We start from the raw sequence: 13138 nt of genomic DNA on the forward strand, positions 1-13138 counted from the left end.
CCGGTTTGGTATCACTGCGCGATGGATGGATCAAGCTTCACTACTGAGTGAAACGCCCTGTGCGGTTCCGCATGCAGGGTGTTGTGGGGGCTGGGGGCTAGACACCCCCGGCTACCCGATTATACGTGATCTCTATGTTCACATCCAACCAATAGCGAAAGTTGAACACTCTTAAAAGAAGCTGAGGTGAAGATAATATTGATACTACAATGTGACAATTTCCTCCTCCGCAAACCATTTTTGTCTTAAAGCATTTTCCTTCACTTTAATAGGCTCACTGGTGTAAGCAATGATCGCCAGACTTTCTTCTGCTCTACTGCAAGTCACATAAAATAAACGTCTAGTGCGGTCGATACTGGTTTCTTTACCTTTTGATTGATTCTCAATGTCTGATTTTGTCGGGGCCTTCACGCCGAATAACTTTTCATAACTAAAAAAATTACCACCGGCATCTTCATCATCAAGAACTACTATTACGCGCGGGAATTCGAGCCCTTTGATTCCCTGATGCGTTCCAAACCGGGATTTATCGGAGACGTAATACACATATTCTTTGAATTCACTAAAGTGCGACGATAATGCCTTATCCCAAGCATCAATAATGGGGTCAACATCATCTTCGACTAATTCGAAGTCTTTTTCCTGCCTGCCTGCAATAGTAGCTAGGCTATCGGGCACTTTAAATAAACCACTGCGATAAATTTCTTTGAGAATGCTTTGTAATGTTGGGTCCGAATCGTTTTCCCATAAGGAGTAAAGCGCATCTACTGCTTCCTTCGCTTTTTTAATTTCGGCTTTAGGATTTTCACTATTTTCAAATTTCTCCTTGCTCATTAATGGAGAATGATTGTTCAGTATTCGAGATACAGCAAATTGGTTATTAACTTCTAGGCTGTTAATTAGCGGCAGTACCCTTTGAGAAAATAAAGTAATGCTGGATAAAGTCCCATCTATTAAGCCAGTTTTGAGCTTATCGACGTACAGAGCGTTGAAGAAATTTGAAAAGCCACCACGCTGAGCCGCCATATGGTGTTCTAATGTCAGAGTCTTATTTTCTTTTGGATCGGTCCAAAGCATGTCATTGGTAAATTCAGCCATTTTTTGGCAAACAACATTTTCAAATGCCGTTTTATCAATAGGCTGGCCGACATCTTTAATAAATAGCCTTACTAAACCTTTATTTTCTTTAACAGGTTCTTGTGAGTTTTGATCAACATCCTGCCGAATTTTATTGATGAGTTTAACTACTCGGCGCGGGCATCTGTAATTGTATATTTTCTTCGGGGTCAGCCAATCATCAGGTAATGGAGTCAGCCCTAGATTTTCCTTTCCATCCATGTAGATTCGCTGCATGATGTCGCCAAAAAGCCCAAGTGAAAATTGAGTTTTATGTACACGCTGAACTGTAAAAAGTGCGTCGATTAATTCTTTTTTTGTGTCTTGGCTTTCATCCACCAGTAAGACTGGAAATTTACGTGTCAAAATTGTTTGCAGTAGTGGACGACTTGCGAGTAATTCCGCTGTTAATGCTATTACCTCAGCATGATTAAGAGTGTCTTTGCCCGAGTTCTCCCCATTGGGGTTGTAGGTAAATTTTCGAACGGTGCTTAGAGACTCCAGTCGTTTGCTTTTAGACGCTATTTGCCTAGGCCTATCTTCAGCCGCCTTTGATCCCGCCCGCCCTTTGCTTTGCGCTATTTCAAGTTCATCAATATCATTTTGAAGGCGTACTCTAAGCAAGCTTTTAATGTCAGTTGTATGAGACTTAATAAGCTCCCAAGCGAAGCTATGAATGGTTGATACACTGAATGCTGGATCGAACTCCAGTCGCCGTTTAATTTCATCACAGGCTGCATTGGTATAAGTGATAATTGCCACTTGTTGTGCATTGGTTCGTAAGCGATGAATATTATTTTCACGAAACCTTTTTAGTACTTCGACCAATGAGCGAGTTTTCCCTGACCCTGCACCAGCAAAAAGAAAAAAGCTTTTTGGCTTGTCGAGGTCGAGACAGCTAAAGATTTCATCATCAACGTCTTTTGTGTCGATTACATCTGTCATTACTCGTCCTCCTGCATAACTAACGACAGAGTTTCCAAAGATGCGTCATTGATTAACATAGTATTAAGCCAATCAAGGCCTTCTTTAATATATGCCGGAGGTTTAAGTAAATTTGGCTCGGTGGTGTAAAGCAACTCAAGAGCCATTTCAGACTTCTTAGCATTCTTACCCAGTGCAATAAACATGTCCTCACAGGCCTCATCGAACGTTGCTTTATTTACGGCGTCGGCCATTTTCTTCACGAGGCCTTTGCTATCCGTTATCGCTTTAAACATCGTGAGATTTTCCAGTACTAAAGCATCTTCAAATGTATAGGGGATAGCTTCTTCATCTTTTGCTGAAAGATATTGAATCTTTGTAAGACAGGGATATGCTACCCGAACCAATCCTTCATCAGTTGTTTTTTCTTTGGGTATTGCAGCCAAGACTTCATCTAAGGTGATTTTTTTTGGCGCCCAGCTTTTTAATGTATCGTTTCCCGTTCTAAGGTTTTGACCCTTCTGCGGTCGTGCTTTACCAGTAGATTCATGTTTAATGGAATCAAGATCGGTGATAACAAGCGTAGGAATACCCAAGGCCTCAATTAACGGACGTAATCTGTGCGCGTGGCTACCGCCGATTTCCAAAAGAGAGATATAGCTTCTCTCTAACTCTGGATAGTGGTTTCTAATGAAGTGGGGAACCAGCATTCGCTCCACCGGCCCTTCAACAAGAATTGCAGCATCAGCAAAAAATAAGTCGCAGTGTGTTGTTTTTAAATAGCGACTCGCAAACTTGGATGTATCGGTTCCACCACCAAATATTGTGCTCATGCTAACGACTAAGGCACATGGTATTTCTAGCTCGCTTGCCAACAGTTTCCTCCGGAAATAGCGTAATCCAGTAAAGTCTGTCTCATGCGCGATATGACTAGAATGCGTGCTCACCACCATCTGGCTAGAAAATTGTAGTTTTTCAGCTAGTTCAGAGTGGTTGCGTAATACGCCATATGCCTTCTTAATAAAAACCTGCTGCACTTGTGCGTGTAGATGCGCTTCCGGTTCTTCAATGAGCATTAAGTGCAAAGGCTCTATAGGCGTATTACCAATTTTCTCCCGCTTACCTACTTTCCCAACACGCATCCATTCATCACGAAAGCGGATCAGATTAAAAATCATAGAGATTAGGTTTTGGTAGCCTAAACCGTTGTATTTTTCAGGTAGGCATAGATTATTAACCGATGGGTCTTCACTGCGAACAACTTTAAATTGAACGGCTGAGTCATGGTTTAACCCTTCAACAGGGTTCACTTTACTTGACAGTAAAATTTGTGGGTCACTAAACCCTGGGTAATTCAGACCTTCAAGTTCGCCAATGGCGACACTAAAGCTACTCTTCAATTTCTGGTCGAACGCTGTTCTCGCAGCTTCCATGGACTCAAGTGCATCCAAATCACTTGCGTCCGGTAGCTCGCTTGGGTCCAGATGCTCATTAAAGTAATGCCTTAATTGCGAGGAGAGGCGGCGGTCGGTGTTGGCAGTTCCCTCACCTGAATTCGGATCAGAGAAGCCTCTCTGAGCGTTAATGATGTCGATTTTGAACAGCCCATCAAAAGGGTCGCCTTCAAGTGGTTCCATGAATTCTGTAAACGGTTGTGGCAAATCTGATTGTGCATGCGCTGGATCTAACACATAAGCATTAACAGAGAAAAAGTCTTGTAGCTTTCTATCCAAAAAATCACGCATCGACGTAGGCCATAGCGCCAATGTCGATAGAGATTCATTGGCACCTTTATTTTCTTTTGTACTCTTGCGTGCTGCTAACGTTCCTTGGGCTGCTGAATACGCGTCCATATAGGATTTATAAATGGCTTCTGGAGTTTCTTGCTCTTTCGGCTCCAGTATCAACCTGACACCCAACAAGCCACCATCCCAATCTAAAGTAGGCAGAATATGGCTAACGTAGTGGATTTATAATTCATCTACGTCAAGCCAAACATCAATAGCTGGTAAAAATGGTCGCCAAACATTTAGAGATAGGTCTGATGGCTTTGGTGGTTCTGCAGAAGCATTAGTAACCCAGTCACTTGCAATTTTATTAATTGCTGCCCAATTAGATAATGTTATATCAGTAGTGCTTATTTCTCGGCGTTTTGATTTTTTCAAAAACATAATTAGCGCATCCATAGCGGAGGTTTTCCCGCTATTGTTTGCACCAACAAAAATTGTACTTTTATCAGAAAGTTCAACTCGACATGTTTTTAATTTGCGGAAGTTTTGAATATCAATATGAGAAATTTTCAATTGGGAAATCCTTTATCTTGTTAATTTTGTAGATGGCTTACTTTTCCTAATATAAAAATTCACCATTTTTTTCCAGTTCATATCTAGCTTTCCGCTTCGGTTCGTAAGTTTAATTATTACGACCATCGTATAACAGCGCATTAGACGGCGCGCTCTAAGATTGAATCAACGTGCTGCCACTTTTTTCCTGCAAATGTAGCCTACCAGATTCTCCCAAGCCTATGATTCTTATAGCCATTAATTTCCACTAGGCTATATATCCAAACTCGCGCGCCTGCTGCATTTCCCGGCATGACCGCTTTGGGACGAAAAGCGTCATCCGCTCACTTCCTCAGAAAATGCCACCTTGCCTGCAATAGCTTCCATACCTTCAATCGGCTCCTCATAACTCCAAGCAATATCCCAACTCTCACCCAGCGAAAAATACACCGTATGTCCTTTAAAGGGGCAATACGTCATTGTTTCTGAAATGGTAAGTAAGTCCATCCGCACATCTTCGCGTGGAAAGTAGTGGCGTGGCGGGTAGCCGTGTTCGCGAAGTTCAAGCGTGTTGGTAGAGTCGGCTAGCAGAATGCCATCAACCTGCACTTGGATGCGCTGTTGGTTAGGGTGAAGCGTTATGCGGGCATTCTGCATCGTATTGTCCCTGCGGCGTTTTTCGCTCTAATGCTTTGAGACTAGCAGTTAACTTAGGTTAAGCCTACCTTGCCGGATTAGCTTTTAGTCGGAAACTGATCCTTTTTGATGTAGGTGAGCCATCACTTCCACGCTACCGCTTAATGCACCGTGTTGAACGCGGCACAGCACTAGGCTGGGCTGTGTGCCGTTGGCTGTAATAGTTAGCTCACCTGCTGCGTTCCAGCCGCCGCTATTGCCGCAGGTTTGCCAGCCGCCCGTGATGGAAAAGTGGTTAGCCAGTAACACCGGCAGTTGATGTCGCTCTGCAATGTCGGCAAGCAGCTCGGCATCTTGGGCGTAACCGCCTGGGGAGATCAGCGCGCTCGCTAGGTAAACGTCCGCTTGTTGGGCAGCGGCGGTAGCGGCGTGTCTGGAGTGGGTGAAGTCGGCGCAAACGGCTAGGGCAATGTGGGTGCCGTTGACGTTGACCAGGCCGCTTTCGTGGCCGGGGGCACAATAAACATCCTCGCCTTCGTGAAGGTGCTGTTTTAGGTAGAAGGTTTGTTCGCCGTTGGGGAAGCAGATCACCGCTGCAATGTAGGGCTTGCCGCTAGGGTTATGCAGTGGACAGCCTGCGATCACGACTGTATTGGTGGCTACGGCGACTGCGGTGAGCGCCGCAAAGGTTTTATCGTTGCGGGGCATAGCCAACTGGCTGAGTAGCGCCAGCTCGTAGCCGGTCAGCGAGAGTTCGGGGAAGGCCACCACATTGGCTCCTAGCGCAGCGGCACGCTCTATGTAGGCCAGGTGCGTTTGCAGGTTTTCTTTTACCGCCGCTTTGCTGATGGGCAGTTGGGCGAGTGCAATGGTGATGGGTGCGGCTGTGGTGGTTGTCATTTTTTACATCGCTTAGCTGGCTGGGTGCTGAAAAGGTCGTGGGCTAAAGCAACCTCCCCCGGTGCCATTTATACGTCTTTTGCCATAAAAGAAGATAAATACCGCTTCTCGGCCAAAAACAAAAGTGGCTAGGTAATGTTTGACCAGACGATAACACCCCGCAGTAGCAAGGCGATACTGGCAGTCATGGTATTGATTGACATAGGCTCTGCTAAACGAATGCAGTCTGCTGAAAACTCGCCCGTGCGGTCACGCTAGCATGCCATTCCTGCAACTGCGGATACTCTTCTTGCCAATTCAACTCAGGCAGCCTGAACGCTAGATAATCCAATGCCACGGCTATGGCGATTTCACCCAAGTTGATGGCTGCGGCCTGCTGCTTTTCGCCAAGCTCACTGTTCAACTGATTCAACAGCCGCTGAATGGCTCGTGAACGCCGCTGGCCCAGCTCGCTCTCGTCAATCTCATTACCATAATGTTTTCTGGCAATCACGGTCGTGAACGCGGCATCCATCAGGTTTTGGCCTAGCCCCGCCAGATGCAACACGTCCCCCAGGCTGGCTGCTGTCAGCATGGGCGGGTTGGGGCTTACGCTATCCAGGTAAACGGCAATCAGCATGGATTCGCTAAGCGTGGCGCTCTCCTCCGTTACCAGCGCGGGAATGCGCCCGGCGGGGTTGGCTTTTAATAGGTCGGCATCGTCTGCCCAGGGGTCGCACCACTTCAGCGTCACGGCGTCCATCAGGCCTTTTTCCATTAACACGATGCGCACCAGGCGCGCATAGGGCGAGGTTGCGTTCAGGTAGAGTTCCATTATTGCCTCCCATGGTGTGTAAAGTGCTTTGAAGATTGTTGGGCAGAAAGATGCGTGTGGCGCTGCTGTACGCCACGGCTAAGCAGCACCAGCAAAAAGCCCGCAACGAGAATAAGGCCGCTGATGGCAAATAGTGGCGCGTAGCTGCCCCAGGTGCCATAAAGCGCGGACATGGCATAGCCTGCCACTGCCTGGGCGGCGGCAAAGGCAGCGGTGGCTTGCCCCCAGAGCTTCTTGTGGGCGGTTGGCCCTACCAACTCAGCAAGGCGGCCAGAGGTGAGAGCGACAATGCCGGGTATCATCGCCCCCACCATAAACGAGGAAACCGACTGACTGAGCAGTGCGAGCGAGAACACCGGCAGCAAGACGGCGGCGGCCTTCGCCGCAAAGGCGATCATCAATCCACCCTGCCAACCCACCCGCTGCGCCAGCGCGCCGACCATGAACGGCCCACACAAGGCGCCCACCCCGAAGATTCCCCACTGCAATGAAGCCGCTTGATTGCCCAGGGAGTTTTCCCTGGCGAGATAGTCCACCCAGAACACGGTATGGGGCACAAAGCCAATCGCATCCAGGGCGTAAGCACCGATAACAAGCAGCACAATGACCTTTACCCGCGCATACCCTGAAGGGCTATTCCCCCTTGGGCTAGCCGTGATCGGTGAGGCCAAGTGTGCTACACCCCAGTCGCACAAAAGGCCAGCGGCAATACACAGCAGCCCAAGAGTGCCCCAGGTGACGGAGAGGCTTAACGCTAGGAGTAACGGCACGATGAAGGCCGAAAGCAGTGCGCCAAAGCCAATGCCTGTAAACACCATGGCACCGACACGCGTTCGCCTTTCAGGTGGCGTGGCTGCTAGCGCAAGCGAAGGGCCAACGACCATTAAGATGGCCCCGGCAACCCCCGAGACTAACCGCCAGAAGAAGAACCAGAGAAAACCGCCCGCCCCGGCGCAGAGCACAAAGCTAAGCACGATACCCGCGAAGCTTGCGGCCATCACTAAGCGAGGCGAAAAGCGCTCACTCAGCGAGTGGGCGGCGAGTGCGCCGATAAAGTAGCCCAGCAGGTTGGCGGCCCCCAGGTAAGCGCCTTGGCTCGCGGTGAACCAACCCTCTTGAATAATCGCGGGCAATAGCGGCGTATAGGCGAAGCGTGCGATGCCAATCGCCGCTAGGGTCGCCATTATGCCTGTCATTAGGGCGGGCAGATCGTCGGTAGTGAGTGTTCGCTTCATCACGCCAGTTCCTTTTTGTGCCACCCCTTGGTGGGGTCGGCAGCACGTTGGTACATCGCCAGACTACGCGCGAGGAATTATTTCTAGAAACGATTAGTTTTGATCGCTACTATCTTGTTTATAGATAGCCTGACAGGGAGACGGCGCGTGCAACTTAAATCGCTGCGACTGCTCGTGGCCGTGGCCGAAACCGGCAGCTTTGGGGCGGCGGCCAAGCGGCTGCACACGGTGCAATCCAATGTGACCACCCATATTAAAAAGCTCGAGGAGGAGTTAGGCGTACAGCTGATTCACCGTGCGGGGCGCGTTCGCCCTACGAGTGCCGGATTGGCGCTGGTGGAGTACGCCGAGCGCATGCTGTCGGCCCACGACGAAGCGGTGTCGCTGTTCAAAGGCCAGGAGAAGGCGTGTGGGCGGCTGCGCATCGGCGCCATGGAGACAACGACGGCGTTGCGTCTTCCGCCGATACTGGCGGCGTACCACGCAGCGCAGCCTCACGTTGATATCCAGATCAAGACCGGGCCCACGGCTGAGCTGGTTGAGTTGTTGCTTAACGGGCAGGTGGACTGTGTTTTCGTGGCCGGTCGGCTCGAGCATGGCCGCTACCACTCGCTCAAAGCGTTTAGCGAGCAGCTTGTCTTAGTCGGCTCAACGCCGATGACGAAGATGCCCTCTTCACAAGCGCTGCTGACGTCTGCTTTCTTGGCGTTTCGCCAGGGGTGCAGCTACCGCCAGCGTATCGAGCTGCTGCTGGCGTCCCAGGGAGTCAATGCAGGTCGGATCTTCGAGTTTGGTTCGCTGGACGCGATGCTTGGCTGCGTTGCTGCCGGGATGGGTTACACGGTGCTACCCCGTGGCACGGTTGAAGCCCACCAGCACCGGTTCGGGATTCATACGCTGGAACTGCCCACGTCCATCGCCAATATCGATACCTATTTTGTCGCCCCCGAACCAGAAACCTGGACACCCGCCCTGGCGAGCTTCGCTGAAACGTTGCGTGACGCGGTGGTGGTGGTGGATGAGCCTCAGCTGACTGCGTCGTGATTAGAATTTGATCAGTACTTTGCCGATGTGTTTGGCGGCAGCTTGGAAGCGGTAGGCTTCTGGGGCGTCGTCAAAGTCAAAGGTTTTGCTGATGAAGGCGGTGCTGTCGTTTGCTGCCAGTGCGTTGATGTAGTTGACGAACATGGCGCGGCTGCCGTTGGCGATGCCTTTGATGGTGATGTTTTTGGTGCTGAAGCTGATGTAGTTGGGGATCGGTGAGTTCTGCCCTGGGGTAACACCGATGATAACGATTCGACCATAAACAGCCGCCGCGGCAACGGAGTGGCCTAGGGTGTCTTGCCCGCCGGTTTCGACGATGATGTCGGCGCCTTGGTCGTTAGTTTGCTTCATTAGCTCGACAGACCAATCTGGGTATTGTTTGTAGTTGATGGTGATGTCGGCACCCAGTTCACGAGCAACGCTGAGTTTCTCGTCGCTTGATGAGGTGATCGCTACTCGTGCACCGTGCATTTTCGCTACTTTTAACGCGGCTAAAGACACGCCCCCAGTGCCAAGGCACAGCACGAGCTCACCTGCTTTTATGTTAGAGGTTTCTACCAGTGCGTTCCAAGCGGTTAGCCCTGCGGATGCGAGAACCGCTGCATCTTGATCTGGGATGTTGTCAGGTAAGCGAATGAGTGACGCTGCAGGCAGCAGGATTTTTTCAGCTAGCCAGCCGTCGTGGGTGATGCCAATGTCGTGGGAGAAAATATTGGCACTGAAAGGGCCTTCGTGCCAGTTAGCAAAGTGACCACACACCACGCGGTCGCCAACGCTGACCTCTGTTACGCCTTCGCCAACGGCAATCACATCGCCCACGCCTTCTGTGCCAGGCACGCGCTTAGGGTCTTGTAATGGGCCGTAGGTGCCGGTGAGTATTTGTATGTCTCGGCTGATTAGGCTGACTAATCGTGGCGCAATGATGGCTTCTCCAGGACCTGCGATAGGTTCTCACTTAAGGTGTTGGTGCTGTGTTGTTCGCCAATTTGAAATGCTTTCATCGAGTAGGTAATCCTTTTTTTAGCCTGTATAAGAACGATGCTATCGCGTTGGGCTAGCAGTTTAACTGCTATTACCCAGCAGTAGTCTGGCATCCCCATTTTCAAGATGAGCTAGCGCTAGCTTACCTCCCACCACTCAAGCACCTGGGGCTCGATATGGCCGGTGGCCGGAAGCTGACCGTTGCGCGCGAAGTCGGCCCATAGCGCACGCATGCGTTGGCCATGTTCCAGCAAAGTGGTCTCGTCCACGCCTTTTACCAAATCGGCATGTTGCCAGCTGGATGGCTCGCCCAGTAGCAGCGGCAGGTCGATTGTGTGGGTGGCGCCAAACGGATAGCGGCCCTTGCACCAGTCCAGCCGATACAGGTAAGCGCGCCCACCTGCCTGGGCGTGGCGGCGGGCAAACTTATGCGCATCGCGGATATAGACTGAGCGTGTGGTGACGGCCACCATCGCTTTATTGAGCGCCTCCCCCACTAAGGGCGTGTTACGTAACCGCGTCAGGCTCGGCGATATCACCACAAACAGCGTGTTCTCTTCCGCGGTATAGCCCATAAACAGGTCGATTTTTGCGGCCGCGCGACGCCAGGCCGCATCGGTCTGGGCTTCACTGGGCAGCGGGTAATGGCCGTACTGGGTGCCAAATGGCATCGCCGCTTTTAGGCCAAAACCACGGACGGATTCCGCTATCTGGGTCTGTAGGCGCAAAATCTCTTCAAGCGGTGCATCGTCGTTTACCGTGGGCACCTGCTGGCCCATCTTGGCATACATCTTTGCCCGACCACGGCTAATGCCAAGCGGCGCGCTTTGAATAATGGCGCGCTGGAACAATCCCTCGGTGCCTTCGGCAATCATCAGATGCGCCGCCGCGTCGCCCCCGGCGGACTGGCCAAACAGGGTGACGTTGGCGGGGTCTCCGCCCATGGCGGCGATATTGATGTTCACCCAGCGCAGGGCCGAAATCATATCGAGCAGGCCCAGGTTCGCGGGCCGATTGGCGTAACCGCCCAGAAAGCCTAATAGGCCAAGCCGGTACGTCACGGCGACCACAATCACGTCCTGCTCAAGCGCTAACGGGCGTACGTCGAACACCGAGAGATCCCCGGCGCCAAACACGTAAGAACCACCGTGTATCCACACCATCACGGGGCGCGGCGTAGCCGAGGGGCTTTCTGGCAAGGTAACCGACAAATGTAGCGCGCCTTCGCAGGAGGAGAACTCCTGGGCGCTAATCCCCAGCACAGCGTTTAGCTCGGGAATAAGGTTTTGCGGCGAGCAAGGCGACCACTCATTGGCCTGGATAGGCGCGGCTGATGGCAGCTCATCTTTTGGGGCGCAAAAGCGCTGGGTGCGGGCATAGCAAATGCCTGTGGCGCGGACAACGCCGCGATCCCGCCAACCGATAATCTCACCAGCAGGGGTGGAAAAGCGGGGCGCATCGTCGTCGTTTAACTCAGCACGGTCATCTAGCTCATCGTAGCGCATACCGCTCCTTGGTTGCCTTCATGAAATAAGCGCAGCGTCGCTACAGCAGGTCGAAGCGTCGTTTAATCCGGAGGCGCTTGTTCATTTTGATGCGCCTCAAGCACCTTACGCGCTTCGGTTTCAATGGCATCAAGTACCTCGTCAGCTACTTGATAACGAAATTGTTTACGACGATTGTTTGAAAGGCGTCCCTCATTGCTCAGGCACATCATGACCAAGCGCGCCAAATCACTACCACGAATATCGTAAGCTTCGTTTATTGCAGCATACACATGATCGAAACACGCCAAGTAGTGAGTCTCGGCTTTTAGCTCGTCTTCCAAGGCTGCTTTTGCCATTTTTAGTAAAAATGCCACCGCCTCTGTCGCATCCCAAAAACGGTACAGGGCGTCCAACCCCTTAAAGTGAAAGTCATATTGATCAGCATCTATCCAGGTGACGTTCCAATGCTCTCGGGTGGGCTTTGAAAACGCTTCGAGAGCAGCCAGGTACTCTGCTTCATGACGCTTCATGGCAACCGAAATAGGTAAAAGGTTGTCGCGATCCAACCCTCCCTTTCGGCATAGCGTATGGTGTATCAAAAACCGCGAGATGCGTCCGTTACCGTCCATGAAAGGGTGTAGAAAAACAAATCCAAAGGAGAGCACCGCTGACACCACCAGTGGCGAAACGCCGTCTGCTATCCCCTTCTCTGAATCTAGATTGGCCCAGGCCATTAGCCCCTTCATCAGCTCATCGCAAAGCGCTGGCGGTGGTGGCAGATAGCTGACGCCTAGCGCTCCGGGTAAGCCATTGTGCAAGTAGTTCTGCTCATGGCGAAAGGTGGCGGCTTTGTCGAAAGGATTACTGATAGTGCTGTTTTGAAGTTCGACGAGGTAGGCTTCTGTCAGCGGTCTACGTTCATGGGCTTGGCGCAGCAGTTGCATGAAGCGCTGTTGCTTATCAGGCGATGGCGACTCCTGTTCGATCGCGAACGAGGACTGAGTTTCACTCAAATATGCCCACTGAATTGCACGGTCGAGCATTCCTGTGGGCAATGAGGCCATAAAAGTGGCAGCTTGCCTCAGAATGTCTTCTTCTAAAAGCGCCGTAATCACCGAGCTACGACGCACGGTGGCGCAGTATTCCAGCGTGCCTAGACCATTGAAATCGATTCGCCAACGACTATCCCGCACCGAGGGACCAACAATATAATGCTCAGGATCGAAGAGAGGCACTGCCCGACCGCTGACAGCGATATCAAACGGCAAGCGTTTGACCATCGCTTCATATAGATACGCTAACTTCCTCAAATAAATGCCGTTTGGCGAGTTTTGTAAGGCCTCTTGTAACTCTTCTGTGGGCAGATGGGGCAAAGTACCTGCCAGTATGGCAAGGTCTATCCCTTCGTGTTTCAGCGCAAACACCAGATGAGCGAGCAGTGAGGCATCCGGGGCTCGTCCTGCGGGTACCGCTATCTCGTCCCCCATAGTCATGATGCGCGTCACGGGACGAACCCGCGCGGGGTGTTTGGGCGGGCATACTCCCAAGGCTAAATGCTCGTGAAGGTATGCATAGCCTATCAGTTTCATCTTGAAGTGCCTCGAAACAGAATATTTTGTTCACTTCATCAAGAAAATATTCAGTAAGCAACTAGAAGATGATTTTTTATTAACCTGTAACACCCTGTAGGATTAGCTTTTAATCGCACATTACTCATGT

11 protein-coding genes are annotated in these 13138 nt (G+C 51.1%); 1 reads left to right on the forward strand and 10 read right to left on the reverse strand.

Annotated features, from left to right (window positions below):
- Positions 1 to 204: 204 nt before the first annotated feature.
- The 7 genes from V8L71_RS09900 to V8L71_RS09930 form a co-directional block, all read right to left on the reverse strand.
- Positions 205 to 2061, reverse strand: coding sequence for a UvrD-helicase domain-containing protein (locus V8L71_RS09900; RefSeq protein WP_336274032.1), 1857 nt, complete (start codon positions 2059 to 2061; stop codon positions 205 to 207).
- Entirely contained in the window at positions 2061 to 3962 is a 1902-nt protein-coding gene (locus V8L71_RS09905) for an ATP-dependent nuclease (RefSeq protein WP_336274033.1), read from the reverse strand. The genes V8L71_RS09900 and V8L71_RS09905 overlap by 1 nt, the downstream gene beginning before the upstream one ends.
- A 48-nt stretch (positions 3963 to 4010) precedes the next feature.
- Positions 4011 to 4343: an AAA family ATPase gene (locus tag V8L71_RS09910; RefSeq protein WP_336274034.1), complete on the reverse strand. Its 333-nt coding sequence runs from the start codon at positions 4341 to 4343 to the stop codon at positions 4011 to 4013.
- Positions 4344 to 4658: 315 nt separating this feature from the next.
- Positions 4659 to 4979 carry a DUF427 domain-containing protein gene (locus tag V8L71_RS09915; protein ID WP_336274035.1) on the reverse strand — a complete coding sequence of 107 codons (321 nt, stop codon included), beginning with the start codon at positions 4977 to 4979 and terminating at the stop codon, positions 4659 to 4661.
- An 84-nt stretch (positions 4980 to 5063) separates the two neighbouring features.
- Positions 5064 to 5858, reverse strand: coding sequence for a carbon-nitrogen hydrolase family protein (locus V8L71_RS09920; protein WP_336274036.1), 795 nt, complete (start codon positions 5856 to 5858; stop codon positions 5064 to 5066).
- Positions 5859 to 6069: 211 nt separating this feature from the next.
- Positions 6070 to 6672: a glutathione S-transferase N-terminal domain-containing protein gene (locus tag V8L71_RS09925; protein ID WP_336274037.1), complete on the reverse strand. Its 603-nt coding sequence runs from the start codon at positions 6670 to 6672 to the stop codon at positions 6070 to 6072.
- Positions 6672 to 7907 carry a YbfB/YjiJ family MFS transporter gene (locus V8L71_RS09930; RefSeq protein ID WP_336274038.1) on the reverse strand — a complete coding sequence of 412 codons (1236 nt, stop codon included), beginning with the start codon at positions 7905 to 7907 and terminating at the stop codon, positions 6672 to 6674. The genes V8L71_RS09925 and V8L71_RS09930 overlap by 1 nt, the downstream gene beginning before the upstream one ends.
- A gap of 147 nt (positions 7908 to 8054) precedes the next feature.
- On the opposite strand from V8L71_RS09930, the gene V8L71_RS09935 reads away from it, so the two are divergent.
- Positions 8055 to 8951 (forward strand): LysR family transcriptional regulator, encoded by an 897-nt coding sequence (locus V8L71_RS09935; protein ID WP_336274039.1) that lies wholly within the window; start codon positions 8055 to 8057, stop codon positions 8949 to 8951.
- Here the strand turns inward: V8L71_RS09935 and V8L71_RS09940 are convergent, their stop codons facing one another.
- The 3 genes from V8L71_RS09940 to V8L71_RS09950 all read right to left on the reverse strand — a co-directional run bounded on the left by V8L71_RS09940 (position 8952) and on the right by V8L71_RS09950 (position 13008).
- On the reverse strand, positions 8952 to 9896 hold the full coding sequence (locus V8L71_RS09940) for a zinc-dependent alcohol dehydrogenase family protein (protein ID WP_336274090.1): 945 nt from the start codon (positions 9894 to 9896) through the stop codon (positions 8952 to 8954).
- A 173-nt stretch (positions 9897 to 10069) separates the two neighbouring features.
- Positions 10070 to 11437 carry a carboxylesterase family protein gene (locus V8L71_RS09945; protein ID WP_336274040.1) on the reverse strand — a complete coding sequence of 456 codons (1368 nt, stop codon included), beginning with the start codon at positions 11435 to 11437 and terminating at the stop codon, positions 10070 to 10072.
- A 62-nt stretch (positions 11438 to 11499) separates the two neighbouring features.
- Positions 11500 to 13008, reverse strand: coding sequence for a Fic family protein (locus V8L71_RS09950; protein ID WP_336274041.1), 1509 nt, complete (start codon positions 13006 to 13008; stop codon positions 11500 to 11502).
- Between the last annotated feature and the right edge of the window lie 130 nt (positions 13009 to 13138).

This window comes from Vreelandella indica, from assembly GCF_037070225.1.
GTDB lineage: Bacteria > Pseudomonadota > Gammaproteobacteria > Pseudomonadales > Halomonadaceae > Vreelandella > Vreelandella arctica.